Here is a 16,768-nt window from a genome sequence, read left to right on the forward strand (position 1 = left end):
CATCAGCTATTTCACATGTTTGTCCTGGTTGAAGGGAGTTCATTAACGTCTCCATATCTATCTGTATATACTCGGTACCCTTCTTAATTCTTCCATCTTGAAAATAATCAGGGCTAGGATTTTTTTGATACATACGTGTATTCGACTTGATACGAGAGATATAGTAGGCCTCTTTATCTTGTATATATTGAAGGTCTTTTAAATGAAAATAACCTAAATCTCGGATACATAAATCATTCGCTGTCACAGTTGGGGCACACAGAGAGCCGTAAGTGCGATCATGTTGTTTACCTGGACCTGTATGAATATGTAGGAACTGTCCACTTAACAAATCATACTCAAGTTGAATTTTTATCCCAGCTGTATGGCTGCATCCTCCTGCACCTGGATAAACCGATGAAAATACATCCGGGAGTTGAAATGCAGTTGAATCTAAAATACGAATACGCTTGAAAACAGAAGTGCATGGAGAAGAAATCGGCATAGATGCGGCCAATTTTTTGCTTAGTAGTTCGGCTAGTAGGTGTTGTAAAAGTTGGACGGCCGCCTTATTAAACCGTTGATTCAGTCCTTCAGGACTGACGAGTACTTCAGGACTGACGAGTACTTCCGTTGATGCTTCTAAACAGCTAGATAACTGAGTTAAAGAAGTCATAGCTACATTTTGGCTCACCCATACACATAAAGCGACTAAATCTTTTGCTTGGTACTTACTAGTTCGTTGTACAAAACCAACATCTCTAGCAAGATCCCGTAAGGTATTTGGAGATAAAAAACTTTGAATCTCTTGAGCAAATAGTTGTAATTCATCAGATACAGAAATAGACATACAAAAACGCCATCCTTTCCTATGATTCTATAGAAAGAATAGTACATTTTTTTGTTTTGGAGTAATTAATTTCTTTAGCTTGCTAGCAATGTAGTCGAACCTCTAATAGTTACTAGTAATAATTTCATGTTAATAATTGGATATATTGATTATCACCAGCAAGAAAAGTATAATAATGGTAGAGATGTATACATATACGGGTGAAGTATGTCTATTCATTGCAAGAATAATCATTCAAGGAATGTATGGTGTTATCATTCTATTTACTAGGTGGATACCTTTATGTATCGGCTTATATTAGTGATGAGAATAATACATCTCTAATTACACATATCATCATGTGCTTATTTATTAGGGGGAATATGAAATGACACATTTACAAAATAAAGTTGCTCTTATAACAGGAGTAAGTAGTCCAAGAGGTATCGGCGCTGCTATATGTCGTAAATTTGCTTCTCAAGGTATAGATATTTTCTTTACACATTGGCAGTCTGAGGCTAGTTGGCCAGAGAAATTTCAAAAAGAGATTTTAGAGTTAGGAGTCCGCTGTGAAAACCTAGAAATTGATCTCTCAGATACAAATGCTGCATTTGAAATAATGGATATTGTTACAAAGCAGTTTGGTACTCTTTCAATTTTAGTTAATAACGCAGCATACTCAGACAGAGATGGATATGCAAAGTTAGATGCTCAAATACTTGATAACCATTATGCAATTAATATGAGAGCAACCTTTCTTCTTTGTGCGGAATTTGCTCGCCGTTTTGAGAACTCGAATATAGATGAAGGAAGAATTATTAATATGACATCCGGACAAGAATTAGGGCCAATGCTTGGGGAATTAGCATATGCTGCAACAAAAGGAGCAATTGCAGCTTTTACTAAGTCTCTATCAGCGGAACTGGCTCCTTTAGGAATTACGATTAATGCGGTAAACCCAGGACCAACAGATTCAACGTGGATGACAGATGAAATTAGAAACCACCTTTTGCCTAAATTTTTAATGGGGCGTATTGGTATGCCGGAAGATGCAGCGTGCATAGTGGCATTTCTTGCTAGTGACGATGCAAAGTGGATTACTGGTCAAGTTATAAACTCAGAAGGTGGATTTTTACGAAGTTAAATGAAGTAAAGGGTTTATAGTTGCCGTATTGAGTGTCCTTATGTATGTTGTAACCGCTCTGTATCTCGAAAATGTAGTATATACATGGAAAGTATATGTTAAAATATTTGCTGCAATATTAGTGATTGTTGCTAAGTCAAATCATCTCGTTTACTAATGCCGCATTACCATACTACAATATTACTATTAATGACAGCAAAGATGATGGATGGACGATGATTAACTAATCCTATTTTCCATAAGAAAGTAACACCATTTAATAAAATAGATTATTTGAGTATAAATAATATAACCACTAATCCTGCCAAATTTAATTGGGAGGATTTTTTATTCTCCTTTTAAAGAGAGTAATAGAAGGTACGAAGAAACCTTTTAAAATAAGGGGTGTCTCCGTGGAAATAATAGGGAATACTGTATTTAAACATAGGAATTTCGTTTTGGGGGCAACCTGTTCTGTTAGCTTGATAGCGATGTGGCGGTACCCCAAATATAGATTTGAACAACATATCTCAATGTGTGAAATAACTTAACGGGGTAAAATAATATTCGGATGAAAGTCCAATACATATTATTAAAATTAAGATGGTTCAAGTCGGAGGAAGGCACCTTAGGGTGTCTTTTTTTATTATAAAAACCCCCGAGCATTCATACACTTGAGGTTTTATCGATTGAAAGGTAGGGCTGTCTGGAATTCCTTAAATTAAGAACAAAGTGGGATTACTCCTAAACCAATTAATAGAGCTGCAGCAAATGTTAGAATTGGTACAGGAATCTGGATACCTTCTACAACTAAGAAGTATTGTCCACTCACTACTTTAAAACATATGATGTTTTGCTATTCTTAGAGTCCTTATGGTGTCTTTACAAAAGGCCTGTTCAATTCATTCATATAAGCATAAAGTAAAGAGAATCCATTAAAATACATGAACGACTCCTTGTTTTTCTCCTACTAGGGGTCACCATATCCAAAAAAGAAAATTGTATGTTTAGACACAAATTAACCGATCCCCTGTACGTTAAGGAACCGGCTATTTACTTTACTACCTTTTTATGATTATGAAATTAAAAAAGATATAGTAGAAATCATGTATGAAATAAATGCAAGTAACACAAGGAAGAATATAAGCATGGTATTGGAAACACATCGTTCTATTCTTTTTTTCATTTGAACTTACTTTATTTTTTTAATTTGGTAGGGTCAATTTGAAGTTGTGTTTTCCAAGACCCAGATACTTTTCCAATTCTGTTTATGTGTACATCTAACGTGAGCGGTTGTTTGAAAGAATCTTTGCCTTTAAGACCTTCGATAAATGTGATGACGCCTTCAGGTCTATCCTTAAAACGAATACCAATTTCCTTTAATGCTACACCTGATGCCTTTAGTTCGAATGGCCCATCATTTGCTCCGTCAATAAATGCTAATTGTCCGAAGTACCCATTTTTCTTATACTCTGGGTTTTTTTCTTGATGACCATTTACTTTGCCGTCATCTTCAAGTTCTAACCCTGTTGTATCAAATTCAAACGGTACTACATTTCCATCTTCTTTTTCAATTTTGTAATGAACGGATATACGTGCATCCGCTATATATAATTCTTTCAGATGTACTGTAACACCTTGATCTGTAATCTTTTCATCAATAGGAATAAATTGACCTTTTGTAACGTCTCTTCCTTCATCAATAATCGTATCATTTGATATTGCATTGGAAAAATAAGAGGCAACATCTGTAGCTGCAACTCGGACTTGTGGAATCATGGCTGTTGCAAAAAGCCCTGCTACCGCTACTGCAGTATACATGAAACGTTTTGATTTTTTATTCATATTTGTAAACAATCCCTTCTTCGGTACAGTTTTTTCATTGATATAAGAAACATTTTCTAATTTTGAGTGACTTTCAAATACTTTCCATGCTTGGTCAACATCAATCTCAATTTCTTTTGATGAATGTATTGTTGCTTCCTCTAACTTGACATTTTCCCATTGATTTAATTTGGTGATTTCGAGTAATAAATCTTGGCATGCGTTACAAGTATCTATGTGTTTTGTGAATTCTTTTCTTGTCCCATCAGATAATTCACCGTCTATATATGCTTGAATAAACCCCATATCATAACAATTCATTTATTATGCCTCCTCTAATTGTTGATAGATTTTACGAAATTTTTGCTTGGATCGGACTAATAATGTTCCAATAGATGATATGTCGATTTGAAGAACTTCTCCAATTTCTTTATATTGAAAACCAGAAAATTTCATTAATAAAATGGTTCGATCTTTCTCATTCATTTCACTAAGCGCCATTTGTACTTTTGTAATTTCTTCTTTTCTAATCCAATCATCATCTAGGGATGAAATGTGCTGTACTTCATGATATTGTATGGTTTTATCTACTCTCGCCTGATGTCGTTTTTCGGATCGTATATACTTATAAGCTACAAAAGTAGAAGATTTTATTAGCCATCCAGATAAGTTCTCAATCCCCTTCCAATTGTTGCGGTATAACTGTAAAAATACTTCTTGTGCCAATTCTTCAGCAATCGTCTGGTTTTTGACAATCCAAACAATCTGTTTCACAACGTACACATAGTTTTGTTTAAACAAATCTTCAAATGTCACATCCGAAACAGGCCTTTCTTCCCTTTTAATCTTAAACATGTCGGTTAAAACCTCACTCTCATTTGATGCCTGTATTATATAGAACCCGGATTAAGAATTTTTGTGACAAAAATTCTTATTTTTTTTATATGTACAAAAAAAACATTCATCTGATTGAAAGGTGAATGCAAAAATTAAAATCATTTTGGTTTCTTAGATTATTTGTGTATTTTAAACCAAAAAACAAATTTTAATAATCTAAGACCATTACGAGAGAAAAATTATATAAAAAAGTAAGTATCCGGTTTCTTAGCGTACGAAATTCGCGTTTTGTTGGCGAGACCTCAATGAACAAAATCACTTAACATGGTAAAATAATATTTGGATGGGAGTCCAATACATATTATTAAAATTAAAGTGGTTCAAGTCGGAGGAAGGCACCTGTTGGTGTCTTTTTTGTTTTTATGGATTTTTTTAGAAAATATTTGAAATATAATACAATCAATTATATTATTATGTGTGTATGACTTCTGATTTTGAATAATTCTGAAAATTAATAGGGGGAAACAATAATGAAATTAGGAAAATTAGCATTAATTGGGGCGTTAACATTTAGCGGGTTTACTGCAATAGAAATGAGTAAGCCTACCTCACAAGTTGCTGCAGCTTACTCAGATCCATTTAATGATGATTGGGGATTTAAAACCATTGTGGATCTGGAAAGTTCCGTGGAAAGTACATATCAACCTGATTGGAAGATTGGGAATTTAATAACTGGTGATACATTTTACTTAACACAGCACTTTGGTAGAGAACATTTTGGTGCGCAAATGAAAATTTTTAAAGTCCACACAAATGGTTCCCTAGAACGATTCCAAACAATAGAACCAGAATTTCTTCCTGGGGCAGAAATTTGGCAAACCCCTATCACAGATAGCTATACAAGTGGTACTTATGTAGCTGCAATTAAATATCGTGGTGAATTCACGTATTCAAATCAATTTACAATCAATTAAGGATGTAATTAATTAGAAACAGGCACTCAAAAGAGGGCTTTTATTATTTCTCAATAACTGAAATTATTTAACGTGGTAAAATAATAATTCGATTGGCATCCGATACCATATTACGATGGTTCAAATCGCAGGAAGGCACCTTTGGGTGTCTTTTTTTTATGTAAAAAATACATCCAATTGGGGTATAGCCGAGATACATGTAATTTTGAACATTGGTCATACATTTATTTCCAAACACACTTGTAATCACTAATTTCCCTATTATGTTTCAACTTATTATCATACAGTTGAAACAAAGTGTTTTCAGTAGCTAATAGATGGATGATTAGGGTGTACCCATAATAAACAAAACGGTATTTATAAGTCATATAAAGCCCATGACCTATTTTTACACGTATCTCGGCCAAACCCCAAAATGATAATCAAACAAAAAACATTCATGGAGGGAGATTAATTATATTATGAGAAAATCTTTTAATATAATTAATCCCCCATTAAAATTAAAATCCTCCTGTTCTACTAACTTATTCTAACTTTAATTTTACTAAATCATGTTGTAAAACAGTATCAACTGCCTCAGGATCAAAAATTGGATTACTGCTAATTCCAGAGACATTAATAACAACATCCTCATCCCCAGGATGAACTATCCTTACTTCATAAACTCGAACATTTGGAAGCGGAGGAAGACTGTTTGAAAAAAAGAATACAGCCTGATTAGGAGATACAAACTGTAAAGAAGGTGTTTGCAACGGAATAACAACAGGTAAATTTGATGACCAATCAAACATTTCAACAGATACTGAATGAACATTATTTGGATCAACATTCATAACATCAACAGCAATAAAAACAACATTAGAATGTCTACGTAAAATACCAGTTGATAAAGTTTGAGGACCCGATGGTTTAGGTGGTTTAGGTGGCATATTAATTACTTCCCCTTTCATTTATAATATTTGGACAAGTAGTCCTAATACTATAAAATGCTTTAAAAAGAAAAAGGCAACAGGCAAAAGTGGAAATACTAAAAAAATTTCACATACTATATCTGATTGATAAAACCAAATCCTGCAATAAGGCCTATTTTAACCATCCTCTACCTAAATAAAAACCCCCTAAATAGGAGGCTTTATTAATTAATCTTAGAATCTACTTCAGAAGTATCAACATCTTCACCAAATAGATCTACTAATTTATCTTTTGCTTGTCTTTTTACATCTTGATCTATATACATCATCACTTGCATTAAAGCTAACCCTAAGGCACCCAAATCATCCGCATAACCAACAACAGGCGTGAAATCCGGTATTAAATCAAAAGGTAAAATGAAATAACCTAAAGCACCAATTATAATCCCTTTAGTTTTCATTGGAACAGTATCTTTTTGAAGAACATAATACAGTAATAAAACTGTATATATAGCTTGAGTTCCTGCCTTCTTAGCATATTTCTTTACTTTCTCCCAAAACTTATTATCAGAATAATGTTCGCCTGAACTTTGCAGTTCTTTCTCTAAATCCTTAGGTGAAGTCGACATAATGAATATCCCCTTTCGTATATACAAAAATAATAATATCAGGTTACTGAATAAATAGTATAGTAAATAACTAAAAATATCCATAATCCCTATTCTAACCATCTGTCCCCTTATCCTCTAACCAAGTAAATAGTAATTCCTATATTTATTCCTCTATCTTAGTGAGTAGTTTCCCCAGGTCTTAAACAATCCCATGTTTTTTATCTTTTCTTGGCATTTAACCTTGACTGAAGGTTTTGAGGGTTTTTATCATGTGGGAACGATTATGGAACACGGCTGGAAGGCAGATTTATCCCCTATTTTGAAAGACTACAAAAAAGCAATCAGTCAAAATAGATGGATAAGCGTCTTTGTTTTCGCCATGCGGTCACTTATAAGGTATCCGTATGTATAGACCCTGTTCACTCAGCGATTTTCACCGCATACATCCTTTTTCTATGGCTTGTCCTTGTAATATCGTCCCTACACGACAAACTGAATGTATTCCCTAGCACCGTAATGCTAACGATAACCTCCCGAACCTTTTAGAGAATCGTCCCTGGGCAAGTTCTCGCCCACCCTCACTAGAAGAACAGGATTCCAATGAGGGGTGCTGTTTTTGTAGGCGTATACTCTGTACCCCCTGCACGACTAACAGCTAGCCACGCCGTAACACGTTCCCGCTAAATGTATGGCAGCACGGAATTACGGCTTATCAGTTTTTATTTACGTGGTATCAGGCAATTCCACGCGAACAAAAAACAAAAAGGACATCCCAAATTCCTAAATGGCCTGTACGTTCACAAGACTTCTAGATTTAGAAATGCCCGTTATATATCTTTTGGACTACAAAATAATAAAAACTAGTATTTACTAGTTGATATTTATCCAAACAATAGATAAAATGGGTATATCAAAGAAGCCTCGTGAAAAGGCATAGTTGTTTAAGGTTAGTGATGGTACACTACTTAAACGTAAACACTGTGGGTTAATACAGTTCATTCTAGCCAAGTGGTGGTACACTAGCTAGAAGAGTCATTCCCGTTATCGGTTGGTAGCCAATAGCATATGGGAGTGGCTTTTTGTTTTTTGTTCATATTCAATTGTTCTATGGATCTTCGTTTATGTAAAATATCAAATTATGTTTTGTTTTGTAGAATGTTGCTTGTTGTGTACTACGTTACAACAAGCTTTATCCTTTGTAAACAGCGAATTCACGCACTTTCCGAATAATATCCCTATTTCCCTATATCCCTATTTCTACTTATAGAAATAGGGATACTTCCCTATTTCCCTATATCTATATTTCCCTATTTTCGTTATTTTTTCCTCTACTAACTTCTCTACGAAATTACATATTTATTTCTTAACTCTCTCTACTTCATACATCAAGAGAATCTTTTGATACCAACGTTTTTGTTATTAATTACTAACTCTATGATTCTATTGCATAACCCAAATATCATTGTTATAATTTCTTTAAAGATATAGAAATATCCCTATTTCTATAGTTAGAAATATCCCTAATTCCCTATTTCTATTTTTCCCTATTTCTATAAAGGGATATAGGGAAATTTTAAATAATATAACTGGAGTGTTAAAAATGGCTATTACAATTACGGTAGGTAATTACAAAGGTGGAGTCGGTAAAACCACAAATGCTGTATTGAACTCTTATGAATTTGCTAAAAAAGGCAAGCGTACATTACTTGTTGACCTTGATCCACAAAGTAACGCAACTAAGTCTTTAATGTTAACAAAATCAATCCTTAATCCTGATGAGATTGTTACAGTTGAAAAAACATTAATGAAAGGAATACAAGAGGGAAACCTGGAAGGCCTAGAAGTGGAAATTATGGAGAATTTACATTTACTTCCTTCTTACGTTGATTTTCAGGACTTTGCAAAATTCCTTTATAAAAATTGTTCTTCGGAAGCTGAAGAAGATCATTACTTTAAAGGTTTGCTAGAAAAGATAAAACATAAATATGACTACATATTTATCGATGTTCCTCCAATGTCACTAGAAGTTACGAAGAACGCAGTTGTAGCTTCTGATTATGTTCTCATTGCTCTACAAACACAAGAACGTTCTCTTACTGGTGCAGAGAACTACATTAATGAACTTATCAAGTTAAAGGAACTATATGATCTTGATATTGAAGTAGTTGGTGTTCTTCCTGTCCTACTAAAAAACAACGGTAAGGTTGACGAATATATCATGGAAAATGCTCGTGAAATTTTCGGGGAAGAAAACCTATTTAAAAACATCGTCCCTCAAATGGAACGTATTAAAAGATTTGATGTGAATGGTATTACTGAAAAAGATCGACATGATATGAATGTAATTGAATTATACGAAACAATTAGTGATGAATTGTTATCTCGTATTGATATGTTTGAAAAAATGAAGGTTGGTGTGTAATATGGCGAAAACTCCTGGTTTGTTAGGTAGAAAGAAAAGTAACTTTGAACCTACTGAACCTTATGTACCAGAACAAGCTACAGTTGAAAATAACGAGGTAGCAGCTGTTCCTTCTCAACCTAAGACAGAAGAAAAACAAGTGAGTCGAAAAGAGAAAAGAAGCGAAAAAACTGAACCAAAAAAGAAATTTAAGAATCAGCAAGGAAGTATTAAAATTTCTTATCAATCAAAAGAAGAACTTGAAGTATTAATGAAACTTACAAACACAAAATTCAATTATGAAATCATCGATTTACTTATAGATCGTTATGTAGAAAACGAGCTAACACCTGAGCAGAAAAGGAAATTCAAGCTCTTAACAGAGCTTTAAAAAATATAGAAATATCCCTATTTAGAAATAGGGATATTTCTATATTTCCACCTTCCCTCTATCATAACACGCAAAATAGTTTTAACAGTTTAAGATAAAAAAACTAAATAGGAGTGGTAACTTTGGAAAGTAAAAGTAAATCTTTTGTAGTAACTGTGACACCTATTACCGAAAGTTCAGATTTAAATACTCAACTCGATCATGCTAACACGGAAAAGGAAATGCAGACATCAGAGAAACCAGATCAACGTTTAGTCCCATCTAAAACAGCTAAAATTTCACCTGCTGTTTTGCTAAAGTTAAATACCCTTAAACCATTTATTCAAGAGCAAGAAAGTATGGATAAAACATCAATTAATAATATCATTGATATGCTTGTTGATAGTTACGTAGATACCCAGCTAGCAAATCGACATTCTAAAGCATACAAAGATATGTATAAGCGCCTTTATGAGGTGTTAGAGAATAAATAAAGAAAAAGAAGCGTCCTTTTTTTATTAAGGATGCTTCTTTTTTCTGCTTATGTTACAACTCCTTACCAGAACCACCACTAGCTCATTTACATAATTATCGTTAGCTGAAGTTAATTATATTTTTCTACGTACTAAATAAAAAGCTAAGGAACCCATAATAATAGGTGTAACCAAACTAGAAGAATATGCACTAGTAATAGTAAAAAGAGAGAGTATAAGTATATAGACAACAGCTAGTCCTATAAATACAGGAATTCCAAATTGAAACTTTTTACATTGTTTTATGTTCCTGTATAATACTTCTCCAATTAGGCAAACTACAAGATCTAGTATACTACCAAATATGATGAGAATTATAATGAATCCAACTATGTTAGGCAAATTATTCTGGGAAGAATAACTAGGATCAGAAATATATGGTATTAAGAACCACATGATAATAAAAGTAAGCAGACTTGCAGCATAACTAATTAAAAATTTTTTCATTTGTATCTCCTGTATAATTCATAATGTTATTTCTATAACATTACAATTTCTTTACGCAAGATAGATAAAATATAATATGTATACCGCATTCATGATTGGTTGACATAATATCTCGTTAGCGGAAGTCATTTTAAAATTCTATGTGTCAATTTTTTCTTTGCTCTTGCGGAGAAACCACCATATCAAAGCTACAAATAGTATGAAAAGCGGAATTGCCTGAATGAAGAAAAATCCTTTCCAAAAATAAAATGGATTATTATATGTAAATTCTGTTGACGCCTCATGTGTATAAGAAACAAACGAACCTACCAAATAAGCCATTGGAATTGTGATTAGATTTATCCCTAGAAAGACCATTATCAATGATAGGTTTTTATCTTTAATTTTTGGTGAACTAGACTGGATAAATAAAAATGTTGCAGTGCCAAATATAAGAAAAAGTGGTATTACATAAAAAATTCCCATAATCCCCCTCCATGGATTTAATTGTACCATCAGTAAGGATTAATTTGAACAAATAGGATATTTATGTAAGTCAGGTATAGTGTTTCATTATCGGTAGCAAGAAAAAGCGGATCCTTAATCTCACCAAAATCCCCACCATATTTTTACATTTTCACCTAACAACGGTCTTTAGCTGTGCTATACTCTTGGTAACAATATTCCATAGGAGGGTGATTATCATTAACATACTTTTAGGTATTATTGGAGCAATTGTTGTACTCGTTTTTGTTGTCCATCCAGGTGTCCCAGATAAACGTATTCCTCTAAAAAATAAACTTGCAGTAATCCTTCCATTGATTGTTATAGCTGGTCTAATTTCTCTATTCATATAGTTGCATATCGTACACAGCAGTAAAATAGGTAGAAATGCATTCTACCTATTTTACCTATGCGTAGTTTGTACAAACCCTCACCAGAACTTCCACCACGGCTTCTTCTCTTTTGCAGCTGCAACCTCATCACGAAATTCCTGCATCATTCTCTTCGTCTCCTGCATCTCACGTAGTGTCTTCATCAGCGTCTCATCTCGCGCTTCCAATCGTTTTTCCACTCGTTCATTATGCGCTTCTATACTCTCTTTGATTTCCTCATTGCTTCGCTCTGCCTGCTCACTCAATCGCTTCTCCATTGCTAACATGCCTTGATTCATTTCTTGCGCCATAACGCTGTATTGTTGCTGGAGCTGTTCTTGAATGTGGAATGGTATTAAACTCGTTTCCTCAGATTCTTCTTTAATTAGATCCGGATTAACTTTTTCTATTCGCTGTGCAATCATCTTCGCTGCCTTCTCTAGCGTCATACCGTCATGCTTACTAAGTTCAATTAATTTCTCAATAACCGTAATGTCACTTTCTGTGTATTGGCGTCTACCACGATTATCTTTCTTTACTGCGAATCCTTCGCGTGATAATACCTCCATGTATTTTCTAAGGGTGCTATCACTTATTCCTAGTCGTTTATATACTTCACTAGCAGAATAAACAATTTCGTCCGTCATAACGTCACAACACCTCCTAGTGAGAGTATTCCATGATAGTTAAGAATTTCCTGCAAGTAAAAAGCCCTGTATTGGCCTGTTAAGTCTTTATCATATAGTATTTAAATCAGCAGCTTATCAGTGCTAGTGAAATGCGTAAGATGCAGGAAAATAAGCGTGTATTGTTGGAGACACTGGCAGCCAATAAGAAACTTTGGTGGAGATTCTGGTGAGCTGTCTCTAAAACATGTTATAACTCCTTATCATGTTATAATTAATATAGAAAGAAATTTTAAAATAGGGAGCGTAATAATTGTGACAACGACTGAATTTGTATATGTAGCTATATCTTTTATTACAGGATGTATTGTAATAATAGCAAAAGATTTTTTATCCGCATTTACTAAAGAAAAAGGAAAGAACATTGCAGCAATGGATGATCTTGAAGAAGTAACGATGCTTAAAAAGAGAGGGGAAAATATTGCTACAAAGGAAGACATACAAGATATCACAAGGCTTCAAGAAGACATCAAAGCAGATTTTCAGTTAAAAATGGAGCAACAAAAATCTGAGATAAGTAGATTATCTAAAGAGTTTGAACTGTATGTTGTAAAAAAGCACGAGTATTATCCTGAACTGTATAAAAATATCGAATTGTGTATCGGAAAAGTAATGGGATTTAGAGGTATTACGAAAGGCATTGATTTTCGTAATGTTAATAAAGAAGATATAGAAAAATATATGGAGGAAAAACAGTTTACACAAGCGGATAAACATCTCGTTTGTTCTGACTGGGATACAAATAAAGAACAAGCAATCAAAAACCTTCATTATAGACTTGAAAGAATCAACTATAATGAAGGAGAAGAATATTATGCTAAAGTGCATAATTTTTATTTATTACACCGATTGTATTTCTCAGATGACGTTAGTTCAAAGGCTAAAGAGACACTAGATAAAATCCATATATTATGGACTAATTATAACCCAGATATAATGTTAGTAAGTGGTAGTAAACTTGTTTTGGAATTACATGAAGAAAATACAGAAATCAGAAAAAATATAAATGTATTGAGAGAAGAGTTATTTGAATTACTCCAAAATGAATTGAAAGCAGGGAGCGCGATTTAGGTTATCGATTTTTTCGATAAATCCTAACCAAGTTAAGTGTATGATTCAACTGTTTTAAAAAAAGTTGTGGAGAATTTGAGTTTAAATATAACATTCAAGCCCTGAATAATCAGGGCTTGAATGTTATATTTCCTTAGCAATTTCAACAAGTAATCTCATAAACAACGGAATCATTTGAACAACTATATAACCAATCCCAGCACGACTTATTAGCGAGAATCCTCGTTCCTGGCTACCCACCATAATGAATAGACCGCCGCATAACGCTACAACGGATGCAATTGTATTGATTATTAAGAGATTCTCAAAAATAACAAATCCCTGTTTAGAGCTTCTTATTATGCTTTTACAGCAAGACTATCCATGAAATTGCTAATTGAAGAAGATTGAAAGATACGTAAATTAGAAGAGTTAATATCATACTGTTTATCAGTAATAATGAGGATTGATGGGAAGAATTTATTATCTTTTGGTTGCCATGATTCCTTATGCCACTCCTGACTGTGAAAATATAACTCATATCTGTTTATCTTATCTTGCATAATCTTCTTGCTGTAAACTGACTTTTGGACTTCAATAAAGAATGGAGATCTACGCCATATTGTAAATGCATCTGGTTCCATAAAATCACGCCCATACTTAGGTTCAACTTTGAATAGTTTCGGTTTTTCATAATGAATGAGTTGTTTGTATACGTCCACAATACCGAGGAAGTGAGGAATCTTTTGGCTAGTTTTTCGAAGTGTACTAGGTTGATGGAAATATATAAATGGCTGCTGCGAAACATTGGCATCCACATGACCATCTCTTCTTAATCGCTTCATGACTGTATTACAGCAAGTAACCGCGTTATTTAATCCTTGAAAATGTAAGTCGATAATATCATCACGAGACATACACCTAAAACGTTTCAAATCGCTTAGTATCGCTTTGTCTCTACTCCTCATAATCTAACACCCCAAACAATTGATTTTCTTCTTGTGATGGATTCTCTGGCTTCATATCCTCTTTTGGAATACGATACGGTTCAACAATCTGTTTCGCCTTGCTTAATTCTAAAAATGGAGCTTGCACTTTCTTTAATCCATTTAATTTTAAAATCGTCTGGCCTGATTGCTCTAAGTGTTCTGATCCAGGTGTACCCATGATATTACTGTTAATCGTACTATCACATTTAAAACCCATTCTAACTGTCATATTAAGCTTTAACTTGCCATCTAATACTTTTGCATCAGGACGTTGCATACTGAGCATCAAAAAGACTCCTAGTGCCCTGCCGACTGCCGATATCTTTTCAACTGTAGCCATACATTCTTTTTCGCCTTGAAGCATTGCTACTTCATCAATAGCAAGCAAAATATACGGCTTATGACTGTCAGGATTCAATTTGTTGTATTCTTCAATATGGTCCACTTCATGCTCTTCCATGAGTTTTCTGCGCTCTCTGATTTCCTTCCACACTTTCTGAAGCATGATCTTCATTTCGATTTCTTCCATACAAACTTCTTTTACATGTTTCACTCTTCTTAAGAAATGAAATTCGGAGTTTTTTAAGTCGCCCAGATACAAATGTAATTTATCAGGAGACATGTATTGAATGAGTGTGGACAGAACAACGCGTACCATACTACTTTTTCCGCTTCCTGTTTCTCCTGCTATTAGCAAATGCGGTGTATTAGCCTCAACCATATCGTACACAATCATATTACCGAATTGGTCCCGTCCTACCACAACAGGAAGACGATGTTGTTTTAATAACGGCTGCCACTTCTTATAAGTGTAATTGTATGATTGTAGTCCTGCATCTGAATGAAATACATTGAGTACAAACTTTTTAATATCGCCCTCAATCGCTACATTCCGTCCTAATATTTGTTGAAAACAAAACCATTTCTTTTCGATGGTCTTCGGATCCAAACCATTTGGAATGGTGAATATATATCGAACCTTTTCTTTTGAGGAAGAAATGTCATGTATCTTCGGATAAATGGGTACTTTCCCACCTCGTGTTTGATGGTCCACATACAAACCAGCTTTTCCAAATACCTCTATAAGTCGATTCTTCAAACTTTGTTTATGAATCCAATCCTTTACAATTCCCATGTGCTTCCCTCCTTAAAACATCATCACAATTCGAATAAATACATAACCGATGAAACAAACTCCGCCTATCCTCATACCGTGATACATTCCATCACTTAAAAGTTTAGCTGCCGCAACGTGATCATTTTTAACAAGATGTTTTTCTAACATTGCTCCTCCTATTGTAGTTACTCCTAAAGCTCCTAATGAAATAAATGTAGTTAACATATAAAACTCCCCTTTATAAACAGAATTTAAAATTCGGATGATATATGCGTTTACCGCCTCAATACCTTGATAACATTACCTTGATAGCTGCTTTGATAGCTAACTTGATAGTACAAATACTAGTTACCTTGATAGCAATTAAGCTGGTTACTTTGATAACAAGTTTGATAGCTATTTTGGTAGCGACCTTGATACATCATATTGCGGACGGCTTGTACATTATTAACACTTTTGTTTAAAAAAAATAAACTTTGGTAAAAATGTGAGTAACAAAGCATTTGAGAATAGGAGTGTTTAATGTGTTTGGCTTGGGGAAACCAATATCAAAGTTCGGTAAGTTTTTAAGGAAAAATAATATTTCTCAAACAGATTTAAAGGAATGGAGCGGAGTGAATCAAAATACACTTAGTCGAATTTCAAGATCAAATGAACATAAGCCATCATTAGGTAACGGTCAAAAAATTATTAAAGCTTTGAAGAAAGAAGGATATAAAGTTGATTTTGATGATTTTTGGATGTAGCTTCGTAAAACCGGAGCTATTTTCACACCCCCAAAAGGATATACATTCGCGTATGTTAAATATAAATTACACGAATCGGGGGATCATCATGGAAAATCAAAGCTGGGGAACACCTAAATTACGTGGGAGCGGTATGGTTAAGTGGCAACCGCCAGTATGCCGGAACAATACGAAGCTATTAGAGAAATACTTAGTGATTGAATGGTCCGGGATATGTACATAACTGTATTACATATTGAACCGATGACAAAAACTGTGTACTGCACTGATGCTTTCGGCTTGAATACAAAATTTAAACTTCATGAACTTATTAATATAATTGATTAATTGTAGTCAGCCTTTAGGATTACAAACAAACAGAGCAGTCATCTCGATTACCCTGTTTTTTTCAAATTCCAAGTAATTATTTTTATAAATTTAAGCAATTACTGATCCGCCATACATACACCTACATCTGGGTAAAAATCATATTTCATCACAGTAACCA

General features: G+C 33.9%; 20 protein-coding genes and 1 pseudogene. 10 read left to right on the forward strand and 11 right to left on the reverse strand.

Features of this window, described 5'->3' with window-relative positions:
- On the reverse strand, positions 1 to 829 hold an 829-nt coding region (locus MKX37_RS26930; protein ID WP_341089565.1), incomplete at its 3' end, for an IS4 family transposase.
- A 367-nt stretch (positions 830 to 1,196) separates the two neighbouring features.
- On the opposite strand from MKX37_RS26930, the gene MKX37_RS26935 reads away from it, so the two are divergent.
- Complete coding sequence (locus MKX37_RS26935) at positions 1,197 to 1,952, forward strand: SDR family oxidoreductase (RefSeq protein ID WP_341089568.1); 756 nt, start codon at positions 1,197 to 1,199, stop codon at positions 1,950 to 1,952.
- Between the two features lie 1,176 nt (positions 1,953 to 3,128).
- Here MKX37_RS26935 and MKX37_RS26940 read toward each other — a convergent pair.
- Together MKX37_RS26940 and MKX37_RS26945 are read right to left on the reverse strand one after the other, a co-directional pair.
- Positions 3,129 to 4,076, reverse strand: a complete 948-nt coding sequence (locus MKX37_RS26940; RefSeq protein ID WP_075313394.1) for a DUF4179 domain-containing protein — start codon at positions 4,074 to 4,076, stop codon at positions 3,129 to 3,131.
- A gap of 3 nt (positions 4,077 to 4,079) precedes the next feature.
- Positions 4,080 to 4,610: an RNA polymerase sigma factor SigX gene (locus MKX37_RS26945; protein ID WP_033728808.1), complete on the reverse strand. Its 531-nt coding sequence runs from the start codon at positions 4,608 to 4,610 to the stop codon at positions 4,080 to 4,082.
- 512 nt (positions 4,611 to 5,122) lie between these two features.
- On the opposite strand from MKX37_RS26945, the gene MKX37_RS26950 reads away from it, so the two are divergent.
- Positions 5,123 to 5,566, forward strand: a complete 444-nt coding sequence (locus MKX37_RS26950) for a DUF5065 family protein (RefSeq protein ID WP_002169336.1) — start codon at positions 5,123 to 5,125, stop codon at positions 5,564 to 5,566.
- Between the two features lie 524 nt (positions 5,567 to 6,090).
- Here MKX37_RS26950 and MKX37_RS26955 read toward each other — a convergent pair.
- Both MKX37_RS26955 and MKX37_RS26960 read right to left on the reverse strand, forming a co-directional pair.
- Complete coding sequence (locus MKX37_RS26955) at positions 6,091 to 6,495, reverse strand: hypothetical protein (RefSeq protein WP_078206805.1); 405 nt, start codon at positions 6,493 to 6,495, stop codon at positions 6,091 to 6,093.
- Between the two features lie 206 nt (positions 6,496 to 6,701).
- Positions 6,702 to 7,106, reverse strand: coding sequence for a YkvA family protein (locus MKX37_RS26960; protein ID WP_078206804.1), 405 nt, complete (start codon positions 7,104 to 7,106; stop codon positions 6,702 to 6,704).
- A gap of 1,582 nt (positions 7,107 to 8,688) precedes the next feature.
- Here MKX37_RS26960 and MKX37_RS26965 point away from each other — a divergent pair.
- The 3 genes from MKX37_RS26965 to MKX37_RS26975 all read left to right on the forward strand — a co-directional run bounded on the left by MKX37_RS26965 (position 8,689) and on the right by MKX37_RS26975 (position 10,353).
- Positions 8,689 to 9,510: a ParA family protein gene (locus MKX37_RS26965; RefSeq protein ID WP_078206802.1), complete on the forward strand. Its 822-nt coding sequence runs from the start codon at positions 8,689 to 8,691 to the stop codon at positions 9,508 to 9,510.
- 1 nt (position 9,511) lies between these two features.
- Entirely contained in the window at positions 9,512 to 9,880 is a 369-nt protein-coding gene (locus tag MKX37_RS26970) for a hypothetical protein (RefSeq protein WP_078206801.1), read from the forward strand.
- Positions 9,881 to 10,002: 122 nt separating this feature from the next.
- Complete coding sequence (locus MKX37_RS26975; RefSeq protein WP_078206800.1) at positions 10,003 to 10,353, forward strand: hypothetical protein; 351 nt, start codon at positions 10,003 to 10,005, stop codon at positions 10,351 to 10,353.
- 114 nt (positions 10,354 to 10,467) lie between these two features.
- Here MKX37_RS26975 and MKX37_RS26980 read toward each other — a convergent pair whose 3' ends face one another.
- Positions 10,468 to 10,839 (reverse strand): hypothetical protein, encoded by a 372-nt coding sequence (locus MKX37_RS26980; protein WP_078206799.1) that lies wholly within the window; start codon positions 10,837 to 10,839, stop codon positions 10,468 to 10,470.
- Between the two features lie 138 nt (positions 10,840 to 10,977).
- Entirely contained in the window at positions 10,978 to 11,304 is a 327-nt protein-coding gene (locus tag MKX37_RS26985; RefSeq protein ID WP_078206798.1) for a hypothetical protein, read from the reverse strand.
- Between the two features lie 209 nt (positions 11,305 to 11,513).
- Between MKX37_RS26985 and MKX37_RS26990 the strand changes: the two genes are divergently transcribed.
- Positions 11,514 to 11,675, forward strand: a complete 162-nt coding sequence (locus tag MKX37_RS26990; protein WP_165690509.1) for a hypothetical protein — start codon at positions 11,514 to 11,516, stop codon at positions 11,673 to 11,675.
- A 77-nt stretch (positions 11,676 to 11,752) separates the two neighbouring features.
- On the opposite strand, the gene MKX37_RS26995 is transcribed toward MKX37_RS26990, so the two are convergent.
- Positions 11,753 to 12,340: a DUF3967 domain-containing protein gene (locus MKX37_RS26995; RefSeq protein ID WP_078206797.1), complete on the reverse strand. Its 588-nt coding sequence runs from the start codon at positions 12,338 to 12,340 to the stop codon at positions 11,753 to 11,755.
- 294 nt (positions 12,341 to 12,634) lie between these two features.
- Between MKX37_RS26995 and MKX37_RS27000 the strand changes: the two genes are divergently transcribed.
- The gene (locus tag MKX37_RS27000) at positions 12,635 to 13,450 is read left to right on the forward strand and encodes a hypothetical protein (RefSeq protein ID WP_254841671.1); all 816 of its coding nucleotides are present in this window, start codon (positions 12,635 to 12,637) and stop codon (positions 13,448 to 13,450) included.
- 338 nt (positions 13,451 to 13,788) lie between these two features.
- Here MKX37_RS27000 and MKX37_RS27005 read toward each other — a convergent pair whose 3' ends face one another.
- From MKX37_RS27005 to MKX37_RS27015, 3 genes are read right to left on the reverse strand one after another with little or no spacing between them, the layout of a single operon-like run.
- The gene (locus MKX37_RS27005) at positions 13,789 to 14,397 is read right to left on the reverse strand and encodes a replication-relaxation family protein (protein WP_078206796.1); all 609 of its coding nucleotides are present in this window, start codon (positions 14,395 to 14,397) and stop codon (positions 13,789 to 13,791) included.
- Complete coding sequence (locus MKX37_RS27010) at positions 14,387 to 15,553, reverse strand: FtsK/SpoIIIE domain-containing protein (protein ID WP_078206795.1); 1,167 nt, start codon at positions 15,551 to 15,553, stop codon at positions 14,387 to 14,389. The genes MKX37_RS27005 and MKX37_RS27010 overlap by 11 nt, the downstream gene beginning before the upstream one ends.
- Positions 15,554 to 15,565: 12 nt before the next feature.
- Positions 15,566 to 15,760, reverse strand: coding sequence for a hypothetical protein (locus MKX37_RS27015; RefSeq protein ID WP_078206794.1), 195 nt, complete (start codon positions 15,758 to 15,760; stop codon positions 15,566 to 15,568).
- Positions 15,761 to 16,059: 299 nt separating this feature from the next.
- Between MKX37_RS27015 and MKX37_RS27020 the strand changes: the two genes are divergently transcribed.
- The 3 genes and pseudogenes from MKX37_RS27020 to MKX37_RS27540 all read left to right on the forward strand — a co-directional run.
- Positions 16,060 to 16,281: a helix-turn-helix domain-containing protein gene (locus tag MKX37_RS27020; RefSeq protein ID WP_078206793.1), complete on the forward strand. Its 222-nt coding sequence runs from the start codon at positions 16,060 to 16,062 to the stop codon at positions 16,279 to 16,281.
- A gap of 88 nt (positions 16,282 to 16,369) precedes the next feature.
- Entirely contained in the window at positions 16,370 to 16,504 is a 135-nt protein-coding gene (locus MKX37_RS27535) for a hypothetical protein (RefSeq protein ID WP_373688949.1), read from the forward strand.
- Positions 16,483 to 16,608 (forward strand): annotated as a pseudogene (locus tag MKX37_RS27540) (YolD-like family protein); the annotation flags it as partial. The gene MKX37_RS27535 and the pseudogene MKX37_RS27540, both read left to right, overlap by 22 nt.
- Positions 16,609 to 16,768: the final 160 nt, after the last annotated feature.

Origin of the sequence: Bacillus sp. FSL R5-0709, from assembly GCF_038004785.1 — a bacterium.
Lineage (GTDB): Bacteria > Bacillota > Bacilli > Bacillales > Bacillaceae_G > Bacillus_A > Bacillus_A mycoides.